Below are 22,367 nucleotides of genomic sequence, written 5' to 3'. Positions count from 1 at the left end.
GGGGCGGGGCGGCTTCCGGCGCCGAGGCGGCTCAGGTGAGCAGCCGCTCGAGGGGGTCGATCGCGAAGTAGACGCCGAACAGCGCGGCCGTCCCCCACAGCAGCCAGTGCACCTCCCGTGCCTTGCCGAGCACCGCCTTGATCACCACATAAGAGATGAACCCGGCGCCGATGCCGTTGGAGATGGAGTAACTGAAGGGCATCAGGGCGATGGTGAGGAACGCCGGGACGGCGATGTCGAGCCGCTCCCAGTCGATGGACCGCACCTGGCTCATCAGCAGGAAGCCGACGGCGATCAGCGCCGGGGCGGCGGCCTGCGCGGGCACCACGGTGGCCAGCGGGGTCAGGAAGAGCGCGAGCCCGAACAGCGCTCCGGTGACCACGCTGGCGAAGCCGGTGCGCGCGCCCTCGCCGACCCCGGCCGCCGATTCGATGTAGCTGGTGTTGGACGAGGCGGACGCGGCGCCGCCGAAGGCGGCCGCCGCACCGTCGATGAGCAGCACCCGCCCCAGGCCCGGCACCCTGCCCTCGGCGTCGAGCAGCCCGGCCTCATTGCTCACGCCGACGACCGTGCCCATGGTGTCGAAGAAGTCGGACAGGATGAGCGTGAAGATCAGCAGGACGATGGTGACCACGCCGACCTGCTGGAACGCCCCGAAGAGGCTGAAGTGGCCGAGCAGCCCGAAGTCCGGGGTGTCGACGACGCTGTCGGGGAGGGTGGGCACGGTCAGCCCCCATGCCTCCGGCCGGATGTCGGCGATCTCATTGATGACGATCGCGAGCACGGTCGAGACGACGATGCTGATCAGCAGGGCGCCCTTGGCCTTGCGCGCCATCAGCGCGACGGTCAGCAGCACCCCCACACAGAAGACCAGCACGGGCCAGCCGGTGAGCCGGCCGTCCGAGCCGAGCTGTACGGGCGTGGAGCCGGTGGGGCCCGGTATCCGGGAGACGAACCCGGCGTCGATGAAGCCGATGAAGGCGATGAACAGCCCGATGCCCACGCTGATCGCCTGCTTCAGCGGCTGCGGGATGGCGTGCATCACCGCCTCGCGCAGCCCGGTCGCCACCAGCGCGCAGATGATCAGGCCCTCCAGGACCACCAGGCCCATGGCGTCGGCCCAGCTCATCTGCGGGGCGATCTGGAAGGCGACGACGGCGTTGAGCCCGAGCCCCGCGGCGAGGGCGAGCGGAAGGTTGCCGCCGATGCCCATGAGGACGGTCATCACGGCGGCCACCAGGGCGGTGGCGGTGGCGAGTTGAGTGCCCGAGAGCTGCTCGCCGAACTTGTCCTTCGCCCCGCCCAGGATGATCGGGTTCAGCACGAGGATGTACGCCATCGTGAAGAAGGTGGCGAATCCGCCCCGGACCTCCCGGCCGAGGGTGGAGCCGCGCTCGGATATCCGGAAGTACCGGTCGAGCGGGCGGAGTCCGGGCCCCGGTGGGGCCGGTGCCTTGTCCGTGAACTGTCTCGCCATGGTCGCGCTCCTCGGGGACGGCGTGCGGATCGGCGGCATGCCGGATCAAGGGATTGTGCCCGCCCTGAGCGCGATTCAGGTTTTGTTCTTGTTACGGGATCGGCGGCCGCGCGGCGCACCGCGCGGCCGGGCCGCCGTCAGTTCATCGGCGAGCCCATCTCCGTGCGGTCCATGACCACGAGGAAGCCGGTGAGCGGCAGTGAGCCGTCCTCCCGCCGGGGGTTGGAGGCCGTGGTGGGGTCGGTGGTGACCAGCGGCGGGGTGGCCCGGCGGCCCGGCGCCCAGTTGTTGTCCCGGGAGACGGCGAGGGGCCCGGTGTCGGCGCTGCCGCGCCCGTTGGAGAGCGCGAGGTTGCGGTTGAGGCGGGCCTGGGAGCCGACGAGGGAGTAGCCCTTGCCCCAGTTGTCGAAGGCGGTGGTGCGCTGGAGCCGGAGGGCTCCGGTGTTGCCGCCCGCGTCGAAACCGCTCTTGGTGTTGGACCAGGCGGCGGAGGACCGTACGACATGGGCGGGCGAGGGGGCGCCATCGCGGTCGGCGCCGAGCTGGAAGCCGCTGCCGTTGCCCTTGAAGTAGGGGATGTGCCAGCGGTTGCGGCCGTTTCCGAAGGCCCAGGAGTGCTCGATGGTGACGGGGCTCGCCCACATCCACAGGTCGAGGCCGTCGTCGCTGTTGTTGAACAGCCGGGATCCGGTGACCACATTGCCGGTGCCGGAGCCATGGGTGAGGGCTATGCCGTCGGCTCGCTGGCCGCCGGTGGCGTCGTCGTGGTTGGCGTAGGAGTCCAGGTTGCGGATGACGTTGTCATTGGTGCGGTCGCCGCGGAGGGTGAGCCCGGTGTCGCCGTTGCCGTGGGTGCTGAGGTTCTGGAAGACGTTTCTCGTACAGGAGGTGCAGACCAGGCCGCCGCCCGGGGCGTTGCGCAGTTCGATCCCGGAGACCGTCCAGTAGTCGGTCGAGAGGGAGAGCAGGGAGGAGCCCTCACCCAGTCTGGACCCGTCGAACCGGACCTTCTCGGCCCCGTGGGACCGCAGTTGGACGCGCTCGCGGGGGGTGCCACTGACGGAGCTGCGCAGCGTCCTGGCGGGGTAGTACGTACCGCCGCGCACCTCGATGATGGTGCCCGCCTTGGCGGACGAGAACGCCTTCTCGACGCTCCGGTAGGGGGACTTGAACGTGCCGGTGTTGCCGTCACTGCCGTTGGTGGCCACGTACAGGGTGGTGGGCACGGCGCTCGCGCCGTCCGGCGAAGCCGTCAGATACACCCCGGCCACGGCCGACGCCACGATCACGGCGCTGCCCAGCGGCAGCGTACGATCCTTGCGCCTGCGGTGGCGGCCCCGCTTGCGTCTCAGCCTCATGGCAACTCCCCTGTTCCGCGTCGAGAGAACGGGCCGGAGGATCCGGACCGGCCCGATCCATGTCGTAGTTGCCGCCAGTCCAGAGTAGGTTGCCGCGCTCCCGAGGATTCTTAGATTACGAAATCTCGATCGGCTCGCGATAGCTTGCGACAACTCTTGATCATTTTGTGGCCGAGGATGTTCGGTTACGACAAAGATCCTGCCGGTCTGTTGTCTTATGGGCGATAGACCTTGCCCGGCTCAGGGATGGCAGGGGCCATCAGCTGGGAGACCGTCACCACCGTGTAGCCGTCCTTCTTCAGCTTCGCGAGGATCCCGGGCACCGCCGGGACCGTGCCCTTGTAGATGTCGTGCAGCAGGATGATGCCATCGCGCTTCGTCTGGTCCAGCACCCGCTTCTCGATCAGCGCGGAGTCGGTCGTCTGGTAGTCCTTCGCCGTCACGCTCCACAGCACCTGCGCCACGCCCAGCTCCCGGCAGATCTTGGAGACCCGCTCGTCCGTACGCCCCTGCGGCGGCCGCATCAGCAGCGGCGTACGGCCGGTGAGCCTGGCGACGGCGTCCTGGACACGGGTGATCTCCGAGCGGACCTCGTCGGAGTCGGTCTTGGTCAGGATCTTGTGCGACCAGGTGTGATTGGCCAGTTCATGCCCCTCGTCCGCGATACGGCGCACCAGGTCGGGGTGTTTCACGATGTGGTTCTTGCCCAGCATGAAGAAGGTCGCGTGGACGTGCTCACGCTTGAGGATCTTCAGCAGCCGGGGGGTGTTCCCGCTGGGGCCGGCGTCGAAGGTGAGGGCGACGCATTTGGCGATGGCGCAGTCGACGGAGCCGGTGTCGTCGCCGGTGTCGCTGTTATCGCCCTTGTTGCCCTTGCCGCTCTTGTCTCCCTCCTTCAGCACGTTCGGCTTGGACGCGGCCGGTGTCGATTGCCCGGCGTCCGCCGCCGCGTGCTCCCGGGCACTGCGCGGCGAGGTGGTGTCGTAGGACGCACCGCAGCCGCTGAGGCCCAGCGCGAGAGACACGGCGCCTACGAGCAGCCCGGATATTCGGCCCTTTTGCACCATTGGCATCCCCGTAGCCCCCTTGTGGTCAGTAGTGGTCGCGATGCCGCCAACAGGCGTATAAATACGTAAAGTCGGCGGCACTCAGCGAGCACTATACACGGAATGTATACACGGGGTTCATAGAGGGCGCGAGAGCCCGAGAGCCAAGGGCTCGATGGCTCATGGCTCATGGGGTGCTCATGGGGTGAAGTGGTGGCGCGCGGCTAGTTCTGGTGCTTCTTCCAGTCCGCCTGGGCCGCGTTGAGCTCGTTCGCGACCTTGTCGCAGAACGCCTTGGCGGTCAGCCGGCCGAGCAGCACCTTCTGGAAGCTGGGCTCGTTGTCGGCCTTGCTGATGTTGTTCCAGTCCGGGAGGTAGTACGGCAGCTGGACGACCTTGGTCCGCGGATCGTTGAGCGACTCCAGCGCGGCCTTGGTCGGCGGGGCCTTGGCGATCCATTCGTCGTCCGCGGCCCCGACGTTGGCCGGGATCGCGCCCACGTCCTCGTTCCAGAGGCTGTTCATCTCCGGGGAGGCCGCGAACTCGATGAACTTCCAGGCCGCCGCCTTGTTCTTGCTCGCCTTGAACAGCCCGAGGCCGTCGACCGGGTTGGAGACGATGGTGCGCGCCGCTCCGGCCCTGGACGGCGGCAGCGGTATTCCCGCGATCTTGTCCTTGCCGAGCAGCCGTATGTGGTCGACATAGCTGCCGAGGTTGTGCTGCAACATCCCGATGTCGCCCTGGTCGAACTGGGCGACCATCTTGGCGAAGTCGTTGTTGAGGTCCGCTGCCGGCGTGACCTTCTTGAAGAGGGCGATGTACTTCTTGAGCGCCGCGACGTTCCGGGGGTCGTCGAGGGTGGTCCTGTCGCCGTCCCAGAAGGACGAGATACCGGACTGGGCGTACATCATGTCCAGCGCCTGCGCGATCGAGCCCGCGCCGCCGCGCAGGGTGAAGCCGAACTTGTTCCCGCCCCTGTCGGTCAGCTCGTCGGCGGCCTTGTAGAAGTTCTCCCAGCTGTCGGGCGCGGGCAGCTTCGCCGCCTTGAAGAGGTCGGTGCGGTACCAGAGGGTGCCCTGGTTGGCGGAGGTCGGGACGGAGTACAGCTCCTTGTCGTCACCGCCCGCCGCCCGGACGCTCTCGACCATGTTCTTGATCAGCTTGCCCTTGAGGGCGCTGTCGTCGATGCGGTCGGTCACCGGGTCGAGGGCGCCCTGGGCGACCAGATTGGCCAGATACGCGGTGCCCACGCCGCCGACGTCGGGCAGGCTGTCGCCGCCGCTCTGGATGGCGGTGTCGTACTTCGACTGCACATTGGTGATCGGGATCGGGACGTACTTCACCGTGATGTCGGGGTACTTGTCCTCGAACTTGGCGATGATCTGCTTCCAGATCTTGGTGCGGGGGCCGCCGTTGTTGTCCCAGAAGGTGATGGTGCCCTTGCCGGGGCCTTCCTCGCCGGTGGTCGAGCCGTTGTCGCCGCAGGCGGTGGCTGTTAAGGCGAAGATTAGGGCTGTGGTTAGGGTGGTTGCGGTTCGGGGTACTTTGCGGGTGTGTGGGTTCATGGGTGTACGTCCGTATCCTTTGTGGGTTTCCTTGCGGTTGCTGGTCGTTGAGGGTTGCGCCGTCTTGGCTGAGCAAGGTGGCCATCTGCGGGTCGGTTGTGCCCACCCGTTCCGCCAGGGGAACGATTGCCCACAATCTGGGTTATACGGCTGCGCCTTTGTCGGAGAGGTGGGTTGCCAGGCGGGCGGCGGTGGGGCGGGGTAGGCGGCCGTCGGCGATCGCGGTGACGATGCGGCGGGTGACCGTGTCGGCGGGGGCGATGGGCAGCGGACGCTCCCATGCGAGGGCCGAGCCGACGCCCGGGTGCTCCCCGGTGCGCACACACCACGGGTCGGCCCGGGTATCGCCGGTCGCACCCGCGAAGACCAGCGTCCAGTCGTCGGTGGCCAGCGCCAGCCAGTCCGCGGGCCGTCCGTGCACCGCCGCCCCGCCCTCGCCTTCGGCACTGAAGACGTGGGCGGACTCGGGGCGCCGCGGGACGCGCCAGAAGAAGCCGCCGCCGTGGCCCGCCCCGCCGAGGACGATCTCCTGGCCCGTCACATTGGTGAGGGCGGAGGTGAAGTCCAGCGCCCAGCACTCGGCGCCCAGGGACCGTACGGCCACTGTGCGCCGCTCCAGCAGCAGTTGCCGCCCGCCGGCCGCCCACGCCAGCTCCTCCACGAAACCGTCGGGGTCACGCAGCAGCCAGCTGAGATGGCGCTGGCTCCCCTGGTGGTCCCGTCGGCCCGGCCCGCCCCGGAAGTCGTGTCCCGCCACCTCCGGGATGGCCATGGACACGCCCAGGTGGGCCGGATCCTCCGCGGGCCGCAGCCCGGTGACGGTGACGCCGCCGAGGGTGCGCACGGGGTGCAGATACGGGGGCGGCGCGAGCGCGCCGGGCAGTTGGGGCCGGTGGGCGTACGTTCCGACGACCCGGCCCTCATGGCGCAGCAGGGTGCAGGGAGGACGGCGGGTGAGGGAGGGGGTCGGGGGATTCGAGGGGGGCAGGGGTGTCATGGGTGCGGGACCTCCGCGGGGGTTGCGGCCCAGGGGGCGCGCAGTTCCGAGTACAGGGCGAGGCGCTCGGCGCCGGCGGTGACCAGTCGGTCTATGCCGGGCACCACGCGCCGCTTGGCGGCCCGCGGGACGACGCTCGCACCGCGCTCGGTGCGCCAGGCGTCGGCGGGCAGCGGGACCGGTGCGGGGGCGGTGCGGACCGCCTCGACGACGCGCATGAACGCGCCCGTGCGGTCCGGTGGGACGAGCAGTTCGGTGCCGTCGCGCAGATGCGCGATGAGGTTGTCCAGCAGATCGGTGCGCGCGTGGTCGGTGGTCTCGGGCGGCGCTCCGTCGCGTTCGACGCGGACCCGGTCCAGCTTGTACCAGAAGGTGATCCGGCCCCGGTCGCCGTGGATGACCACATACGGTTCGCCGGGCTCCTCCGCGCACAGGGTGACGGCGGCGGCGATGGTGGTGCCGCGGGTGGTGCGGATCCGTGCGCAGGAGGTGTCGTCGGACTCGATGGCGTTGGCCCGGTACAGCTCCAGCTCGATCCCGGCCACGTCCTCGGCCCGGTCGGCGCCGCCGAGGTGCAGGGCGGTGGCGACGGCGTGGGCGAGGGGGTTGGTGAGCACGCCGTCCACGACGTCGCGGCCGTCGAGGGTGCGGTGTCCGGCCCAGGGGGCGCGGGTGTAGTAGCCCTCGTCGCGGGCCCAGGCCCCGGCCGCGCCGATGCCGCGGATGGCCCCTATGCGGCCGTCGGCGACGAGTTGCCGGATGGCGGGCAGGGCGTGGGAGCCGTGCGACTGGAAACCGATCTGGCAGGCGGTCCCGTGTGTGCGCAGCCCTTCGCTCATCCGGGTGAATTCGGCGTACGAGGGTGTGGGGGGCTTCTCCAGCAGAATGTGCGCACCGCGCTCGGCGGCGGCGAGCGCCAGGTCGGCGTGGGCGTGGATCGGTGTGCAGATGACGGCGATCCGGGCACCGGTCCGGGTCACGAGCCCGGCGAGGTCGGTGGACTGCTCGGGCTCGCCGAGCCCGTGGCCCAGCTCCTCCCGGGTGAGCGGCGCGAGTTCGCACACCCCGGCGAGCCGGACCTTTCCCTCGGCGGTCAGCCGCCGGATGTTGTCCAGATGCCAACGCCCATGCCCGCGGGCGCCCGCGAGGACGAGAGGTATCACTGGAATCCCCCTCCCTGGGGGCGCACCATGCGCATCTTCGGACCTCCTTGTCCGTGAGAGATGTGCTCCGCCCGGCCACCGCCGGGATGAGCGTCGGCGCTGCTTTCCCCCTCCCCGCCCCTTCCCGCTACCAGGGGTCTGGGGCCGAGCCCCACCTCCCAGCCCCACCAGGGGGCACCTCCCAGCGGTAGCTGGGGAAGATCGAGGAGCAGGGCCTGGGACGGAGCCCCCACCTCCCAGCCCCACCAGGGAGCACCTCCCAGCGGTAGCTGGGGAAGATCGAGGAGCGGGGCCTGGGGCCAAGCCCCGCCTTCCAGCCCCTCCGGCGATCGAGGAGCAGGACCTGGGACGCAGCCCCACCTCCCAGCCCCTCCGGCGATTGAGGAGCAGGGCCTGGGGCCGAGCCCCACCTCCCAGCCCCTCCGGCGATTGAGGAGCGGGGGCTGGGGCGGAGCCCCAGTTTCGGGAAGGGGCGGGGAGGGGAGCAGCCCGCCGCAGGCGTACGCGTGCCACCGGAACCCCTAGCCCTTGACCGCCCCCGCGCTGAAGCCGGTGATCAGCCACTTCTGGATGAAGGCGAAGACAATGACGACCGGCACCGCGGCGACCACCCCGCCCGCCGCAAGCGCCCCCAGGTCCACGCTGTCCGCACCGATGAGGGTGTTGAGGCCGACCGGGATGGTCTGCTTGTCCTGGGAGCTGAGGAACATCAGCGCGAACAGGAAGTGGTTCCAGCTGTGTACGAAGGCGAAGGAGCCGACCGCGATCAGCCCGGGGCGCAGCAGCGGCAGCACCACCGCGCAGAAGGCCCGGAAGCGGCCGCAGCCGTCGACCCACGCCTGCTCCTCGAGCGACATCGGCACGTTCTTGATGAAGCCGCTGATGAGGATGATCGACAGGGGGAGTTGGAAGACGGTCTCCGCGATGACCACGCTGCCCAGTGAGTTGATCATCCGCAGGTTCTTGAAGATCTCGAAGAGCGGCACCAGCATCAGCGCGCCGGGGATGAACTGCGAGGCCAGCAGCGCCAGCATGAAGCCCTGTTTGATCCGGAAGTCGAAGCGGGCGAGGGCGTAGCCGCCGGCCAGCGCGACCGCCGTCGTCATCACCAGCGAGGCGACGCCGACGATCATGCTGTTCTGGAAGAAGGTCCCGAAGCCGCGCTCGCTCCAGACCTTCTGGAAGTGGTCACCGGTGATCGGCCAGGGGACCAGCGAGTTCGAGCCCGCGGGGCGCAGTGCGAACAGCAGCATCCAGTAGAAGGGGACGAGGGTGAACAGCAGATACAGGCCCAGCGGCAGATAGATCTGCCAGCGCGGTGCGCCCTGGTCGAGCCCGCGCCTGCGGCTCCCGCGGGCGGTCGGCGGCGGGGCGGCCGCGGGGGCGGGCAGGGCGCCCTTCTCGGCGAGTGCGGCGGTCACTTGGTCTCGCCTCCGAACTTGCTCAGGCGCAGATAGAGGATCGAGCAGAAGAGGAGGATCACGAAGGCGACGGTGGTCAGCGCGGAGGCGTAGCCGAAGTCATGGCCGTTGATCCCGGTGTTGGCGACGTACAGCGGCAGGGTGGTGGTCTGCCCGGCCGGTCCGCCGCCGGTGAGGGTGTAGAGCAGATCGACGTTGTTGAACTCCCATACGCCGCGCAGCAGCGTGGAGAGGATGATCGCGTCCTTCAGATGCGGCAGGGTGATGTGGCGGAATCGCCGCGCCCGGCCCGCGCCGTCGACCGAGGCCGCCTCGTAGAGGTCCTTGGGGATGGACTGGAGGTCGGCGAGGATGAGGATCGCGAAGAACGGTACGCCGCGCCAGAGTTCGGCCAGGACGGCGGCCCAGAAGACGGTTCCGGTGTCGGAGAGCACCGAGGTGCCGTAGGTGCCGAGCCCCACGTCCGCGAGATAGCGGCTGACGCCGGTCGAGGGGTTGTAGAGCAGCATCCAGATGGTGGTGGTCAGCACCCCGGACACGGCCCAGGGCGAGAAGACCAGGGCGCGGGCGAGGCCGCGGCCGAGGAAGGTCTGGTTGACCAGCAGGGCGAGCGCGAGGCCGAGCAGCAGCTGAAGCAGCACCTCGGTGACGACCCATTTGCCGCTGAAGGCGAGCGTGTCCCAGAACTGCGGGTCGTCGGTGAAGATCCGGGTGAAGTTGTCGAAGCCCGCGTAGCCGTTCCGCCAGGGCTTGGTGACGTTGTAGTGCTGGAGGCTGTAGTAGAGGACGCTGAGCATCGGATAGGCGATGAAGCCCAGCATCAGCAGCCCGGCGGGGGCGATCAGCAGATACGGAAGTCGGCGGGCCGGTCTTCCCGTACGGCGCCGGGTGACCCGGGGTGGTTTCGCCACGGCGTCGGCCATGACTGCTTCTCCGTTCTCGGAGTCGGAGGTGCTCGGGTCGGTGAAGCGCTTCCGTGAAGCGCTTACCGAATATCGTTCGGTATCCCGTACAAAAAATTTTGACGCTGGGGTGAGAAGGCGTCAGCCCACGTAGGGTTCGGGCACCGCCCCGGGGCGGGCCAGGAAGCGGAAGTCGCAGCCGGTGTCGGCCTGGGTCATCTGCTCCTGGTAGAGCGCGCCGTAGCCCCGCTCGTAGCGCGGCGGCGGGGCCGTCCACCGCGCCCGGCGCCGCGCCAGCTCGGCGTCGTCCACCTCCAGCCGCAGCGTCCGCGCCGCGACGTCGAGGGTGATCGGATCGCCGTCGCGGACGAGGGCGAGCGGGCCGCCCACATACGACTCGGGCGCGATGTGCAGCACACACGCCCCGTAGCTGGTGCCGCTCATCCGGGCGTCGGAGATCCGCACCATGTCCCGCACCCCCTGCTTCAGCAGATGGTCGGGGATCGGCAGCATTCCGTACTCGGGCATTCCGGGGCCGCCGAGCGGACCCGCGTTGCGCAGGACCAGCACACTGTCCTCGGTGATGCCGAGACCGGGGTCGTCGATGGTGGCCTGCATGGTCCGGTAGTCGTCGAAGACCACGGCGGGGCCGGTGTGCCTCAGCAGCCGGGGCTCGGCCGCGATGTGCTTGATGACCGCGCCGTCGGGGCACAGATTGCCGCGCAGCACCGCCACTCCGCCCTCCTCGGCCAGCGGGTTGTCACGGGGCCGGATCACCGCGGGGTTGTGCACCAGGGCGCCGTCGAGCTGTTCGCGCAGCGTGGGGTGGGCGACGGTGGGGCGGTCCAGGTGCAGAACGTCCGTCAGCCGGGAGAGGAAGCCCGGGAGCCCGCCCGCGAAGTGGAAGTCCTCCATCAGGTATCTGCCGCCGGGGCGCAGATCGGCCAGCACGGGGACGGTACGGGCGATCCGGTCGAAGTCGTCGAGTGCGAGCCGCACCCCGGACCGGCCCGCCATGGCGATCAGATGGATCACCGCGTTGGTGGAGCCGCCGAGGGCGAGCACGGTCGCGACCGCGTCCTCGTACGCCTCCCGGGTGAGGATCTCCGAGGGTCTGAGGTCCCGCCAGACCAGCTCGACCACGCGTAACCCGGAGGCGGCGGCCATCCGGTCGTGCCCGGAGTCCACGGCCGGGATGGACGAGGCCCCCGGTACGGTCACGCCCAGCGCCTCGGCGGCGGCCGTCAGCGTGGAGGCGGTGCCCATCGTCATGCAGTGGCCGGGGGAACGGGCCAGCCCCCGCTCCAGCTCGGACAGCTCGCAGTCGCCGATCAGCCCGGCCCGCTTGTCGTCCCAGTACTTCCACATGTCGGTGCCCGAGCCCAGCACCTCATCGCGCCAGTGCCCCGGCAGCATCGGCCCGGCCGGGACGAAGACCGCGGGAACGTCGGCGCTGGCCGCGCCCATCAGCAGCGCCGGGGTGGACTTGTCACAGCCGCCCAGCAGCACGGCGCCGTCGACCGGATACGAGCGGAGCAGCTCCTCGGTCTCCATGGCGAGCAGATTGCGGTAGAGCATGGGGGTGGGCTTCTGGAAGGTCTCGGAGAGCGTGGAGACCGGGAACTCCAGCGGGAAGCCGCCCGCCTGCCAGACCCCGCGCTTGACCGCCTGGGCGCGGTCGCGCAAGTGCGCATGGCAGGGGTTGATATCGCTCCAGGTGTTGAGGATCGCGATGACCGGCTTGCCCAGGTGCTCCTCGGGGAGATAGCCGAGCTGGCGGGTGCGGGCCCGGTGGCTGAAGGAGCGCAGGCCCTCGGTGCCGTACCACTGGTGGCTGCGCAGCTCCTCGGGGCGCTTGCGCGGTCTCCGTCGCGTGCTCACACCGACCACCCCTCGACGATCGCGGCGACTTCCGCGCGCCTCGGCTCGGGCAGCGGCTTGCTCGGGGCGCGGACGTCGCGCCGGCACAGGCCCATCGCGGCAAGCGCTTCCTTGACCACCGTGACGTTGTTGGCGGACTGCCGCTCGGCCCTGAGGTCCTCGAACCGACGGATCTGCTCCCACACCTTCATCGCGCCCGGATAGTCCCCCGCGCGCAGCGCCCCCAGCATGTCGAGCGAGACATTGGGGGCCACATTGACCAGGCCCGAGGTGAAGCCGGTGGCGCCGACCGCCCAGTACGAGGGCGCGTACAGCTCGGCGAGCCCGGCCACCCAGACGAACCGGTCCAGCCCGGCGTCGCGTGCCACGGCGGCGAAGCGGGTGGCGTCCTGGACCGCGTACTTGACCCCGATGACATTGGGGCACTCCTCGCCGAGCCGGGCGATCGCCGCGCCCTCGATGAGCGGATTGCGCAGATACGGCACCACCCCCAGCCCGGGGACGGCCTCGGCGATGGCGCGGTGGTAGTCGATCCAGCCGTCCTGGGCGACGTAGGGATGCACCGGCTGATGGACCATCACCATGTCGGCCCCGGCCGCGCGGGCGTGGCGGGCGGCCTCGACCGCGGTGGCCGCGTCATGCCCGACCCCGACGAGCACGGCGGCCCGGCCCGCGGCCTCCTCGACGGTCAACTCGGTGACCAGCCGCCGCTCTTCGAGGGTGAGAGCGTAGAACTCCCCGGTGTTGCCGTTCGGCGTGACCGCCTTGACCCCGCCGTCGAGGAGCCGGCGGAGCAGGGCGCGGTAGGCGGTGCGGTCCACGGCGCCCTGCGCGTCGTACGGAGTCACCGGGATCGCCACGACGTCCGCGAGCGCCGTCCTCAGCGGTGAGCAGTCCATACGAACCCTTTCTCTCGATGTGGGCATCGGGCGGGCTGTTCGAATGGTGCTGGGGTCGGCGACCGGGCCGCCGGGTGCTACTCCCCGTCGGCGACCGGGGCCGCCGGGTGCCGCTCCCCGTCCGGGAAGGCGCGCTGGACGAAGGAGGCGATGTGGTCGTGGAGTGCGCTCGCCGCCCCGTCGGCGTCGCCGTCGAGCGCGCGGGCCAGGATCTCCCGGTGCTCACGCGCCTCCCGCTCCCAGGAGGGCACCGACTGCCAGGCGATGGCGGACACCAGAGCGGCCTGGTCGCGCAGTTCGTCGAGCATCCGGGTCAGCAGGGGGTTGCCGCAGGGCAGATAGAGCGCCCGGTGGAAGTCGCGGTTGGCGAGCGACCGGCCGGCCGGATCGGCTGCCGCGTCCGACCGCTCCAGCGCGGCCCCGGCGGTCTCCAGCGCGGCCCCGGCGGTCACGGTCCGGCGCAGCGCCTCGGGCTCCAGGAGCAGCCGCACATCGTAGACGGAGTGCGCCATCGCGGTGTCCACGGTCCTGACCGTGGCCCCCTTGTACTCGCTCATCACCACGAGCCCACGCCCCGCGAGCGTCTTGAGCGCCTCCCGCACGGGCGTCTTGGACACCCCGAACTGTGCCGCCAGCTCGGCCTCCACCAGCGCCTGTCCGGGCCGCAGCCGCCCGGTGAGAATCGCGTGCTTGACCGCCTCCAGCACGTACTGGGTGCGGGAGGGGATCGGGCTCGGGGCGATGTCCATGGAGGGCTCTCAGATCTCACATATCGCGTCTCGTATATGACGCATGAAGTACGACGCGATGAAATTAGGGCGGCCCCGGGGGTTCGTCAACGGTTCTGACGAAAATTCGCGCACTGCGGGCGATCGTCCGCACACGCCCCGCGACTCACCCCGGCGCCGATAACGTGGCCGGATGAGGGTGGGATCCGCGACGACGCGGCTGATCGTGCTGCGCGGCAACTCCGCGTCCGGCAAGTCCTCCGTCGCCGCCGGGCTGCGCGCCCGCTACGGACGCGGCCTCGCGCTGGTGGGCCAGGACAATCTGCGCCGGGTCGTGCTGCGGGAGCGGGACACCCCGGACGCGGCCAACATCGGCCTCATCGACACCGTGGCCCGCTACGCCCTCGACCACGGCTTCCACGCCGTGGTCGAGGGCATCCTGTACGCCGCGCACTACGGCCCGACGCTGGACGCCCTGTGCCGCGACCACCTGGGCCGCACCCACGCCTACTACCTCGACGTCCCGTTCGCCGAGACCCTGCGGCGGCACGCCACGAAACCGCAGGCGGACGAGTACGGCGAACGGGAGATGCGCGGCTGGTACCGGCCGCTGGACCTGCTGCCCGGCGGGGTCGAGACGGTGATCCCGGCGGCGAGCGCGCTGGAGGAGACGGTCGAGCGGGTGATGCGGGACGCGGGGTGGGCGGCGGCGCCCGGGGACGTCGGCGGACCGGGCCCTTCCGTTGTCACGCCCGCTCGGGCGCGTCGGCGGTCTTCGGGTGCCGGGGGCCGGTGATCGCTTCGGGGAGGGCGGGTTCGGGGAGGGGACGCAGCAGGAGCCGGCCCACGGCGGGGAGGACGATCAGGGGAGCGAGGGCGGTTCGCAGGGTCGTGGCGTCGGCCAGGGCGCCGATGAGGGGGCTCGCGAGGCCGCCGACGCTGACGGTCAGCCCCAGGGTGACCCCGCTCGCGGTGCCCACGCGGCGGGGCAGATAGTCCTGGCCGAGCGTGACATGCAGGGAGAACGGCACATACAGCCCGGCCGAGGCGAGCGACAGACAGAGGTAGAGCGCCGGGCCGGGGACGAGGACGACGCCCGCGACGGCGAGGACGGTCAGGGCGTACGACCACCGGACGACCGGGATACGGCCGTAGCGGGCGGCGAGCGCGCCTCCGGCGACCGTGCCCACGGCGCCACCGGCGTAGAGCACGAACAGGGCCGCGGTACCGGCCAGTTCGCCGCCTCCGGTGCGCTCGCGCACATAGAGCGAGATGAACGCGGACAGCCCGACGAAGACGATCGAGCGGCACATGATGGCCCCGGACAGCCGGAGGAAGGACGGCCAGTCGTCCCTTCCCGCTCCCCCGCGGCCCGCCCTCGCGGACCCGGCCGCCTCGCCCGGGGCCCTCAGCGCCCGTAGCACCGCCGCGCACAGGGCGGCTCCGGGTGGCTGCCCCGGCTGGCGAGCCGGGCCACCCGGGCCGACTCGGGGTGGCACGCGGCGACGCCGATCCCGGAGACGGCGACCACCGCCAGGGTCATCGCATAGGAGCCGGTGACCCCGCTCAGCGCCACCCCGGCGCCGCCCACCAGCGTGCTCACCGGCAGCAGCCATGGCATGGCCCACCGGTCGGTGAGCGCCCCGAACAGCGGCTGCACCACGGACGACAGCAGCGAGGCCGCCAGCACGACACCGGAGGCGGCGGCGTAGCTGTAGGCCCGTTCGGAGACGAAGAACGGCACCAGCGCGGCCACCGCTCCCTGGTAGATGTCCACACAGGCGTGTCCCAGGGACAACAGGGCGATGGGCCTGCGGTGCGGGGTGGTTCGGTTCTTCAGCACCCTTCGATCGTGGCGATGCCACGAGGTGTCGCGCTTCCGATAGACCGCCGACTCATGCCGGAAACCCGCCACGTGGGGGTGCGGCGGGCTTCCGGGCAGCTCGGTTCGGATCGGCTCAGCTCTGTTGAGCTCAGCTCAGGCCATCTCAGCCCATCTCAGCTCTGTTCAGCCCAGCTCAGCTCAGCTCGGCGAGGGCCGTGCGGACGGCCTCGAGGTCCTGGTCCGAGGCCAGACCCGCGTGATACAGCCGGAGTTCATCCGCGCCCAGCTCCACCGCGTGGGCCGCGTCCTGGGCCAGCGTGGCCGGGCTGCCGCCCATCCCCGCCACCACCGTGAAGTTGGCGGCGAGCACGGTCCGTTCGGTCCGGTGCGGCACGAAGGGGAGCAGCACCCCGGAGCGTGCCGCCTCGCCCCCGGTGCAGGGCAGCACGACCCCGTCGGCCCGCGCCAGCACATCGGCCGGGTCCACCCCGACGTTGGCGCCGAGCCGGTGCGGGGCCGGGTCGGCATGCAGCAGAACCCGGAAGTCCGCTTCCGCCGCGGCCCTTACGGCGGCCACGGCCTCGGCCCGCAGGCTGCTCGCGATCCGGTCGCGCCAGGCCGCGAAGACGGCGGCGTGGTCGGCGCCGAGCAGCTTCTCGACCTCGGCCCACTCCTCCGCGCGGTCACCGCCGTCCGCGGTCGTCTCGCCCGTCCACACCGGTCGCAGCGCACGCACGACCGTCTGGCGCAGCTCCTCGGCGTCGGCCCCGAGCTCCTCATAGCCCGCGCCGCAGCTCTCGCAGAAGCACAGCGACATCAGATACTGGCCGGCGCCGCCCAGCGGCACCCCGCCGATCTTGTCGTGGGCGTGCAGATGGGCGAGCCCGTACCAGCCGCAGGACTCCAGCTCGGTGCCGCGGGTGCCGGGCCGTACGGCGGCCTCGGCGGCCAGGTCCACCAGATAGGCGCGCACCTCGGGGCGGGCGATGCACGGCGCCCATGGGTAGCGGTCGCCGTAGGCGTTGCGCACGGTGATCCGCGGATGCTCCTCGCCCAGCCGGGTGTTGTGCGCGAGCACCACCCAGGCGTGGACCTCAAGACCGGCGTCGGCCAGCGCGGCGGCCGCCTCGCCGTACGGGTCGTCGCCCGGCACCCACGACTGCTCGTACGGCCGCAGTTCGCGCCCCTGCCAGCGCTCGGCGTCCGGCGGGTAGAGCACGGCCGCGTGGCGGGCGGTGACGATGCGGTGGCCGGGGTGACGCGGCGTCAGGGCCCGGGTGGAGTGGTAGGCGGAGGCCAGCGTCACCTGCCGGACGCCGAGATCGGCGATGCGGCGCGCGGCGTCCGGGTCTCCGACGACGTCCCAGGGGTAGACGAAGGCGGAGGCCCTCACCGCGCTTCCCCGTCCCCGATCAGCGCCATGCCGCGCTCGATCAGCTCGGTGAGCTCCTTGACATGGGCGGGGCTGGGCTCGCTCAGCGGCGGCCGCACCTCGCCCACGTCCAGTCCGCGCAGCCGGACGCCCGCCTTGACCAGCGAAACGGCATAGCCGCGGCCCTGGTTGCGCAGCTCGACCAGCGGCCGGTAGAAGCCGTCGAGCAGCTTGTTGACGGTCTCGTCGTCGCCCGTCATGAGGGCCTTGTGGAAGGCGAGGGCGATCTCGGGGACGAAGCAGAAGACGGCGGAGGAGTAGAGCGTCACGCCGATACCGCGGTAGGCGAGGCCGGTCAGCTCGGCGGTCGGCAGCCCGTTGAAGTAGCGGAAGCCCCCGTCGGGGGCCTCGGCGCGCACCGCGCTGACGATGCGCTGCATCAAATCGAGGTCGCCGAGGCCGTCCTTGAGGCCGATGATGCCGGGCACCTTGGCGAGCCTGGCCACGGACTCCGGCTCCAGGACGGCGTTGTCCCGCTGATAGACGATGATGTCGAGGTCGGTCGCGCCCGCGAGGGCGCTGTAGTGACGGATCAGCCCCTCCTGACCGGCCACGACAAGATACGGCGGCATGGCGAGCAGCCCGTCCGCACCGGCCCGCTCGGCCAGCTTGGCGAACTGGATCGCCAGCGCGGTCCCGTACCCGGCGCCCGCGACCACCGGCACCCGCCCGGCGGCCTCGTCCACGGCGACCGCGACGCAGTCGTGGAACTCCTCGGGCGTCAGTGCGTGGAACTCGCCCGTACCGCAGCACGCGAAGACGGCGCCCGCCCCCGCGTCGATCCCGGCGCGGATGTGCGCACGGTAGATCTCCAGGTCCAGGGCGCCATCGGGACCGTAGGCGGTCACGGGGAAGAACAGCAGTCCGTCAAGGCGCCCGGCGAGTGAAGCTGAGGTCACGGCCTTCTCCCTGTCGTGTACACCGACTCGCCGTCACCCACCGACGCAGTGTGCACGTTTCTGATCGTCATCTACATTCATGAACAATCCTCACCGTAAGGCAGCCATCGGCCGCCGGTCAAGGGCGCCAACGGCGTGACACCACTCACCAGATGGCGAATTCCGCGCGGTCGCGCCACCCTTGACGGTGCATGCGCTGATCCTTACGGTGTCCATGAATCTGAACCACATACACGAATAAAAACCACATACGCGATGCCTCGCGACAGCCCCAAAACGCGACACCCCCACGGAGGAGATCCCCCCATGCCCGCTCCCCGCACCGTCCTCCTCACCGGCGCCGCCGGCGGCATGGGCACCCTGATGCGCGAACTGCTGCCGCAGTACGGGTACCAGCTGCGGCTGCTCGACCAACTCCCCATCGAGGGCGAGCCGGACGCGATCACCGCGGACCTGTCCGACCGGGACGCCCTGCGCGAGGCCGTACGGGGCGTCGACGCGATCATCCATCTCGCGGGCATCTCCCTGGAAGCCCCATTCGAGAAGATTCTGCGGGCCAATATCGAAGGCACGTACAACGTGTACGAGGCGGCCCGCGAGGCGGGGGTCCGCCGTATCGTCTTCGCCTCCAGCAACCACGCCGTGGGCTTCACCCCGCGCCCGGTGGGAGACGATCCGCTCATCCCGATCGACACCCCGCGCCGCCCCGACACGTACTACGGGGTGTCGAAGTCCTTCGGCGAGGACCTGGCGTCGCTCTACTGGGACAAGTACGGCATCGAGACGGTCGCCATCCGCATCGGCTCCTGCTTCCCCGAGCCGACGACGGTCCGCATGCTGTCCATCTGGCTTAGCCCGGCGGACGGCGCCCGGCTGCTCCATGCCGCCCTTACGGCGGAGAACGTGGGCTACAGGGTGGTCTACGGCAGTTCGGGCAACACCCGCCCGTGGTGTGACCTCTCCTCGGCCCGCGCCCTGGGGTACGAGCCCCAGGACGACTCCGAGCCGTACGCGGCGAAGCTGATCGCGGAGCAGGGGGAGTTGGAGCCGGACAACCCCGACCATCAGCACCTCGGTGGCGCGTTCTGCACCAACCCGCCGATCTGGCCGCGTTGAGGGTTTTCGGTGCCGCGGTGGGGGTTTTCGGTGCCGCGGTGGGGTTTTCGGTGCCGCGTTGAGGGTTTCGGGCTGGACCGTGTGCGTATGGGCGCCGCTTACCGAGGCCAGGTGGTTTTGAGCATGGGGCCGGGGGTGGGGGGCGCGGCGCCGCCGCCGGCCGCCAGGTCGGTGGGGTGTCAAGGTCGCGGCGGCTCAGCGGTGTGAGAAGTGCGGTCCGACCCGGAGCGCGGGCCGGTGGGTTCCATGAGCCCCAAAGACGGCCCCTCCGGGTACCCTTCCAAAAAACGTTTGATCTGAAGCAACTAATTTGTCAAACGTTTTCCGAAGGGGTACCCCAACCCCGCGGCAGTCCGGCAACGACCCCAGCCCCAGACCGCCGGAGCCGCAACGTCCCTCCACCCCCACCGGCCCGGCGGCCGGCGACGAGGACCGGGCCAGGCACCCCCCGACCCATGCTCAAATGCGCCGAAGGCGCGAGACGGCGCCGCACCCGACCGAGCCGAACGGCCAGACGCCGACCGCCCAGGTCAGACAGCCGCCCGCTGCGCCCACTCCCCCACCGTGATGACCTCGGCCTGCGACGGAAACACCTTCTCCGTGAGCAGCCGATGGACCTCCGGGTCCGGGTCGTAGCAGGCATCGGAAAGCACCGTGAGCCGGAAGTCCAGATCAGCGGCCTGACGCAGCGTGGACAGGACCACGCCACCGGTCGCGACGCCGGTCAGGACGAGGTGCGTGATGTCCCCGGACCGCAGCACCACATCCAGATCGCTGCCGGCGAACGCGCTGACCCGCCGCTTGGTGACCACGACCTCGCCCGACCGCGGCGCGACACCGGGGTGGATGGCGATATTGGGGTCGTCCTCGGTGTAGAGACCCGGCGGCAGGGAGCCGACCAACTTATTGCGAGCCGATGCCTCGGGACGGCCGGACCGGAAGCCGATGACGACGTAGACGACGGGGATTCCTGCGTTACGGGCCGCGTCGACCGCGCGGCTCACGCGCGGCACATAGTCGGGGTCCTGGACGCGCGCCACGATGCCCTCTTGGACGTCCATCACCAGCAGAGCCGTCTCGTTCGCGCTCTCGCGCACACTCTCGTTCATGTTCATCAAGCCTTTCTCCGCTGCGGTCACCGAGCGGAAGAGGAATCTTCGGAACCGATACGGCCCAGCGAACGGTCCACGACCGTCAGCGCCAGACATAGACCCGTGATGGCGAGCATGAACCAGGCCAGGCCGTGCAGCCCGCCGGTGTCGGCGCGGGCGCCGAAGAAGGCGCCGTTGGCGCAGGCGGCGACCATCGCGCCGAGGTAGAGGAAGGTGCGGAGCAGCCCCGCAGAGGAACCCATCCGCTCCGGATCGGCCTGGTGGTACACCGCGTTCTGAAGGGCGAGGTTGATCAGCCCCTGTGGTACGCCGAAGACCAGCGCGACGACGATCAGCAGCCATACCGCGCTGTGCGGCTGGAGCAGAAGCAGCAGGGCGCAGCCCACGATCTGCCCCACGCCCCCCACGAGCAGCTTGCCGCGCACCGCGGCGCGGCGGCCGGTGACGGTGGACACCGCGATCCCGGTCAGGAACATGGGCAGTTGGGCGAGCCCCGCCTGAGAGGCCGTCAGCCCCCGACCGTCCTGGAGCCACTGGGTGTAGCCGTACAGAAAGACGTACGAGACGACGGAGACGAGCAGGGCACGGGCGTACGTGAGCAGCAGGGGCACATTCCCGCCGAACACCCGCAGATCGATGAACGGCTCCGCCACGCGCAACTCCCGCACCGCGAACCCGGCCGCCGCCACCGCCATCAGCACGGGCAGAAACCAGCGGTCGGCCCGGGGCTCCATCAGGAACAGCAGCAGCGAGACGAGCATCGCGCCGAACAGCGCCATGCCGGCCAGGTCCAGCCGGACCTCCTTCGCGGCGGCGCGCTCCTCATGGGAAGCCTTGGGCAGGCGCAGGGCGCCGAGGAGCAGACCGGCCGCCGCGAGGGGAAGGTTGACGGCGAACGTGCTGCGCCAGCCGCCCAGTCCGATCAGCAGTCCGCCCAAGGGCGGTCCGAGGATCGCGACGGTCTGATTGGCGATCGCGAGCGTGGCGAGGACCCCGGCGGGGCTGTCCTTGCCGGTCCGCCGGGCCTCGCTGCGGATGAGGTACATCGAGGCCGGATAGCCCGCGCAGGTGCCGAATCCGAGCACCACCCGCGCGGCGATCAGCGCCCCCAGGTTGGGGGCCAGCAGCCCGATCAGCCCCGCGATCCCGGTCAGCGTCGTCCCGGCGAGGAAGAGACGGCGCGGTCCGTAGAGATCGATCAGCCGGCCCACGACCGGCTGGCCTATCGCGGTGGCCAGATAGAGCGCGGAGACCAGCCAGGCCGTCTGCGACGGCGGCGCCCCGAACGCGGCGCCGATCGGCACCAACGACACGGAGATGATGGAGGAGTTGACCGGGTTCAGGACCGAACCCAGCATCATCGGCGCGAGCAGCCTCCGGTCGAAGGCGCCCGCCGCGTCCGCCCCGCCCCTCCGTCGTGCGAGCCGTTGTGTGAGCCGCTCGATCATGCGCGGGTGAGCCGGTCCAGCAGGGCCAGCGCCTCGAGGATGGTCTGCCGTTCCGCTTCCGTGTAGCCGCTCTCCAGGGCTTGGGCGAGCCATTCCTCGCCCGCCCGCCGCTTGTCGTCCAGGAACGCGCTGCCAGCCTCGCTCACCGAGACCAACTGCCGCCGCCCGTCGCCGGGATCGGGGCGACGCTGGATCAGTCCGCGCTCGTCCAGCGCGGCGAGGGTGGCCGCCATCGACTGCGGCCGTACGCGCTCGGCCGCCGCCAGCGCGCTGGCCGAGGCAGGGCCTTCCTTACTGAGCCTGCTGAGCGCGGACGTCTGCGAGGGGGTGAGTTCCTCGAGGTCGTACGACTCCTTGATCCGCCGCCGCAGTCGGCCGATCACCACACGGATCTCATGCGCGGCGCGCACGGTGGACTCGGACATGCCGCCAGGGGTCTCTGCCATGCCCCTTACGGTATTTTCTTCAGTCCAGCCTGTCCAGTTCAACCTGTTCAGTTTGTCCTGGCCAATTCGGTCTGAACAGGCCGGGTCAGGGCCGGGCCCGCTCCAGCGCCCGCTGGGCAAGCCGGCGCGCGATGCCGACGGGGTCGGTGACCACCGAGAGCCCGTTCAGCACCGTGGCCCCCTCGTGGAGCAGCAGCAGTTCATCCGCCAGCTCATCGGGGGCCGCCACGCCCGCCTGCTCGCACAGCTCCCGCAGATACCCCCGCAGCCAGTGCTTCTGGTCGGCGATCACCTGCCGGGCCGGATGCGCGGCGTCCGGCAGTTCGGCGGCCGCGTTCACGAATCCGCAGCCGCGCGGGTTCTCGCGGCGCACCCACTCCGCGAGCGCGTCGAACGTGGCCAGGGCGCGATCGGCCGGAGGAGACTTCTCGACCTCGGCGGTGAGCCACGCCCGCCACCGATCATCGCGCTCCCGCAGATACGCGGCGACCAGCGTCTCCTTGGAGCCGAACCGGTCGTAGAGCGTCTTCTTGGTGACTCCGGCGCGCTTGGCGATCAGGTCCACGCCGACCGCGTTGATCCCCTGCCCGTAGAACAGTTCGGCGGCGGTGTCGAGGACGCGCCGCGCGGCGGGGGTGAGCGCTTCCATGCC

Annotated in this window: 19 protein-coding genes and 1 pseudogene; 2 read left to right on the top strand and 18 right to left on the bottom strand. The window is 70.6% G+C overall.

Annotated features, from left to right (window positions below):
* Positions 1 to 31: 31 nt before the first annotated feature.
* The 11 genes from AB0E24_RS19430 to AB0E24_RS19380 all read right to left on the bottom strand — a co-directional run bounded on the left by AB0E24_RS19430 (position 32) and on the right by AB0E24_RS19380 (position 13,458).
* Complete coding sequence (locus tag AB0E24_RS19430) at positions 32 to 1,477, bottom strand: NCS2 family permease (RefSeq protein ID WP_347235057.1); 1,446 nt, start codon at positions 1,475 to 1,477, stop codon at positions 32 to 34.
* A 137-nt stretch (positions 1,478 to 1,614) separates the two neighbouring features.
* Complete coding sequence (locus AB0E24_RS19425; RefSeq protein ID WP_079257188.1) at positions 1,615 to 2,835, bottom strand: right-handed parallel beta-helix repeat-containing protein; 1,221 nt, start codon at positions 2,833 to 2,835, stop codon at positions 1,615 to 1,617.
* Positions 2,836 to 3,050: 215 nt separating this feature from the next.
* Positions 3,051 to 3,908 (bottom strand): polysaccharide deacetylase family protein, encoded by an 858-nt coding sequence (locus AB0E24_RS19420; protein WP_434101077.1) that lies wholly within the window; start codon positions 3,906 to 3,908, stop codon positions 3,051 to 3,053.
* Positions 3,909 to 4,105: 197 nt separating this feature from the next.
* Complete coding sequence (locus AB0E24_RS19415; protein WP_359378432.1) at positions 4,106 to 5,446, bottom strand: ABC transporter substrate-binding protein; 1,341 nt, start codon at positions 5,444 to 5,446, stop codon at positions 4,106 to 4,108.
* Positions 5,447 to 5,588: 142 nt separating this feature from the next.
* Positions 5,589 to 6,443, bottom strand: a complete 855-nt coding sequence (locus tag AB0E24_RS19410; protein ID WP_359378429.1) for a DUF6807 domain-containing protein — start codon at positions 6,441 to 6,443, stop codon at positions 5,589 to 5,591.
* A complete protein-coding gene (locus tag AB0E24_RS19405) occupies positions 6,440 to 7,606 on the bottom strand; it encodes a Gfo/Idh/MocA family protein (RefSeq protein WP_435865297.1) in 1,167 nt (388 codons plus the stop codon). Before AB0E24_RS19405 ends, AB0E24_RS19410 begins: the two co-directional genes overlap by 4 nt.
* Positions 7,607 to 8,127: 521 nt before the next feature.
* Positions 8,128 to 9,027: a carbohydrate ABC transporter permease gene (locus AB0E24_RS19400; protein ID WP_102934243.1), complete on the bottom strand. Its 900-nt coding sequence runs from the start codon at positions 9,025 to 9,027 to the stop codon at positions 8,128 to 8,130.
* Positions 9,024 to 9,950, bottom strand: a complete 927-nt coding sequence (locus tag AB0E24_RS19395; protein ID WP_359378424.1) for a carbohydrate ABC transporter permease — start codon at positions 9,948 to 9,950, stop codon at positions 9,024 to 9,026. The genes AB0E24_RS19400 and AB0E24_RS19395 overlap by 4 nt, the downstream gene beginning before the upstream one ends.
* Positions 9,951 to 10,070: 120 nt before the next feature.
* The gene (gene araD / locus AB0E24_RS19390; RefSeq protein ID WP_079260399.1) at positions 10,071 to 11,810 is read right to left on the bottom strand and encodes an L-arabinonate dehydratase; all 1,740 of its coding nucleotides are present in this window, start codon (positions 11,808 to 11,810) and stop codon (positions 10,071 to 10,073) included.
* On the bottom strand, positions 11,807 to 12,709 hold the full coding sequence (locus AB0E24_RS19385; RefSeq protein ID WP_251771716.1) for a dihydrodipicolinate synthase family protein: 903 nt from the start codon (positions 12,707 to 12,709) through the stop codon (positions 11,807 to 11,809). Before AB0E24_RS19385 ends, araD begins: the two co-directional genes overlap by 4 nt.
* A 77-nt stretch (positions 12,710 to 12,786) precedes the next feature.
* Positions 12,787 to 13,458 carry a GntR family transcriptional regulator gene (locus AB0E24_RS19380; RefSeq protein WP_251771715.1) on the bottom strand — a complete coding sequence of 224 codons (672 nt, stop codon included), beginning with the start codon at positions 13,456 to 13,458 and terminating at the stop codon, positions 12,787 to 12,789.
* A 172-nt stretch (positions 13,459 to 13,630) separates the two neighbouring features.
* On the opposite strand from AB0E24_RS19380, the gene AB0E24_RS19375 reads away from it, so the two are divergent.
* Positions 13,631 to 14,233 carry an AAA family ATPase gene (locus AB0E24_RS19375; protein WP_359378420.1) on the top strand — a complete coding sequence of 201 codons (603 nt, stop codon included), beginning with the start codon at positions 13,631 to 13,633 and terminating at the stop codon, positions 14,231 to 14,233.
* Here AB0E24_RS19375 and AB0E24_RS19370 read toward each other — a convergent pair.
* From AB0E24_RS19370 to AB0E24_RS19360, 3 genes and pseudogenes are all read right to left on the bottom strand, one after another.
* Positions 14,184 to 15,280, bottom strand: a pseudogene (locus AB0E24_RS19370) (MFS transporter). The gene AB0E24_RS19375 and the pseudogene AB0E24_RS19370 overlap by 50 nt on opposite strands.
* A gap of 175 nt (positions 15,281 to 15,455) precedes the next feature.
* A complete protein-coding gene (locus AB0E24_RS19365) occupies positions 15,456 to 16,655 on the bottom strand; it encodes a hypothetical protein (RefSeq protein WP_093701625.1) in 1,200 nt (399 codons plus the stop codon).
* On the bottom strand, positions 16,652 to 17,593 hold the full coding sequence (locus tag AB0E24_RS19360) for a 5-dehydro-4-deoxyglucarate dehydratase (protein WP_359378417.1): 942 nt from the start codon (positions 17,591 to 17,593) through the stop codon (positions 16,652 to 16,654). The genes AB0E24_RS19365 and AB0E24_RS19360 overlap by 4 nt, the downstream gene beginning before the upstream one ends.
* Before the next feature lie 306 nt (positions 17,594 to 17,899).
* Here AB0E24_RS19360 and AB0E24_RS19355 point away from each other — a divergent pair, with 306 nt between their 5' ends.
* Positions 17,900 to 18,709, top strand: coding sequence for an NAD-dependent epimerase/dehydratase family protein (locus AB0E24_RS19355; protein ID WP_069869937.1), 810 nt, complete (start codon positions 17,900 to 17,902; stop codon positions 18,707 to 18,709).
* Between the two features lie 530 nt (positions 18,710 to 19,239).
* On the opposite strand, the gene AB0E24_RS19350 is transcribed toward AB0E24_RS19355, so the two are convergent.
* The 4 genes from AB0E24_RS19350 to AB0E24_RS19335 all read right to left on the bottom strand — a co-directional run bounded on the left by AB0E24_RS19350 (position 19,240) and on the right by AB0E24_RS19335 (position 22,364).
* Entirely contained in the window at positions 19,240 to 19,824 is a 585-nt protein-coding gene (locus tag AB0E24_RS19350) for a cysteine hydrolase family protein (RefSeq protein WP_359378414.1), read from the bottom strand.
* A gap of 20 nt (positions 19,825 to 19,844) precedes the next feature.
* Positions 19,845 to 21,269 carry an MFS transporter gene (locus AB0E24_RS19345; RefSeq protein ID WP_283887050.1) on the bottom strand — a complete coding sequence of 475 codons (1,425 nt, stop codon included), beginning with the start codon at positions 21,267 to 21,269 and terminating at the stop codon, positions 19,845 to 19,847.
* Positions 21,266 to 21,715 carry a MarR family winged helix-turn-helix transcriptional regulator gene (locus tag AB0E24_RS19340; protein WP_069869939.1) on the bottom strand — a complete coding sequence of 150 codons (450 nt, stop codon included), beginning with the start codon at positions 21,713 to 21,715 and terminating at the stop codon, positions 21,266 to 21,268. Before AB0E24_RS19340 ends, AB0E24_RS19345 begins: the two co-directional genes overlap by 4 nt.
* 85 nt (positions 21,716 to 21,800) lie before the next feature.
* Complete coding sequence (locus tag AB0E24_RS19335) at positions 21,801 to 22,364, bottom strand: TetR/AcrR family transcriptional regulator (RefSeq protein ID WP_359378410.1); 564 nt, start codon at positions 22,362 to 22,364, stop codon at positions 21,801 to 21,803.
* Positions 22,365 to 22,367 lie beyond the last annotated feature (3 nt).

This window comes from Streptomyces malaysiensis subsp. malaysiensis (assembly GCF_040653035.1).
GTDB classification, from domain to species: Bacteria; Actinomycetota; Actinomycetes; order Streptomycetales; family Streptomycetaceae; genus Streptomyces; species Streptomyces malaysiensis.
Note: the sequence above shows the minus strand (reverse complement) of the source record. Positions and strands in the feature narration are given on the sequence as shown.

Bases quoted from the DNA above. Each gene is read 5' to 3' on its own strand.
- AB0E24_RS19430 (WP_347235057.1), bottom strand. From the start codon at position 1,477: ATGGCGAGACAGTTCACGGACAAGGCACCGGCCCCACCGGGGCCCGGA.
- AB0E24_RS19425 (WP_079257188.1), bottom strand. From the start codon at position 2,835: ATGAGGCTGAGACGCAAGCGGGGCCGCCACCGCAGGCGCAAGGATCGT.
- AB0E24_RS19420 (WP_434101077.1), bottom strand. From the start codon at position 3,908: ATGCCAATGGTGCAAAAGGGCCGAATATCCGGGCTGCTCGTAGGCGCC.
- AB0E24_RS19415 (WP_359378432.1), bottom strand. From the start codon at position 5,446: ATGAACCCACACACCCGCAAAGTACCCCGAACCGCAACCACCCTAACC.
- AB0E24_RS19410 (WP_359378429.1), bottom strand. From the start codon at position 6,443: ATGACACCCCTGCCCCCCTCGAATCCCCCGACCCCCTCCCTCACCCGC.
- AB0E24_RS19395 (WP_359378424.1), bottom strand. From the start codon at position 9,950: ATGGCCGACGCCGTGGCGAAACCACCCCGGGTCACCCGGCGCCGTACG.
- AB0E24_RS19385 (WP_251771716.1), bottom strand. From the start codon at position 12,709: ATGGACTGCTCACCGCTGAGGACGGCGCTCGCGGACGTCGTGGCGATC.
- AB0E24_RS19380 (WP_251771715.1), bottom strand. From the start codon at position 13,458: ATGGACATCGCCCCGAGCCCGATCCCCTCCCGCACCCAGTACGTGCTG.
- AB0E24_RS19375 (WP_359378420.1), top strand. From the start codon at position 13,631: ATGAGGGTGGGATCCGCGACGACGCGGCTGATCGTGCTGCGCGGCAAC.
- AB0E24_RS19355 (WP_069869937.1), top strand. From the start codon at position 17,900: ATGCCCGCTCCCCGCACCGTCCTCCTCACCGGCGCCGCCGGCGGCATG.
- AB0E24_RS19350 (WP_359378414.1), bottom strand. From the start codon at position 19,824: ATGAACATGAACGAGAGTGTGCGCGAGAGCGCGAACGAGACGGCTCTG.
- AB0E24_RS19345 (WP_283887050.1), bottom strand. From the start codon at position 21,269: ATGATCGAGCGGCTCACACAACGGCTCGCACGACGGAGGGGCGGGGCG.
- AB0E24_RS19340 (WP_069869939.1), bottom strand. From the start codon at position 21,715: ATGGCAGAGACCCCTGGCGGCATGTCCGAGTCCACCGTGCGCGCCGCG.
- AB0E24_RS19335 (WP_359378410.1), bottom strand. From the start codon at position 22,364: ATGGAAGCGCTCACCCCCGCCGCGCGGCGCGTCCTCGACACCGCCGCC.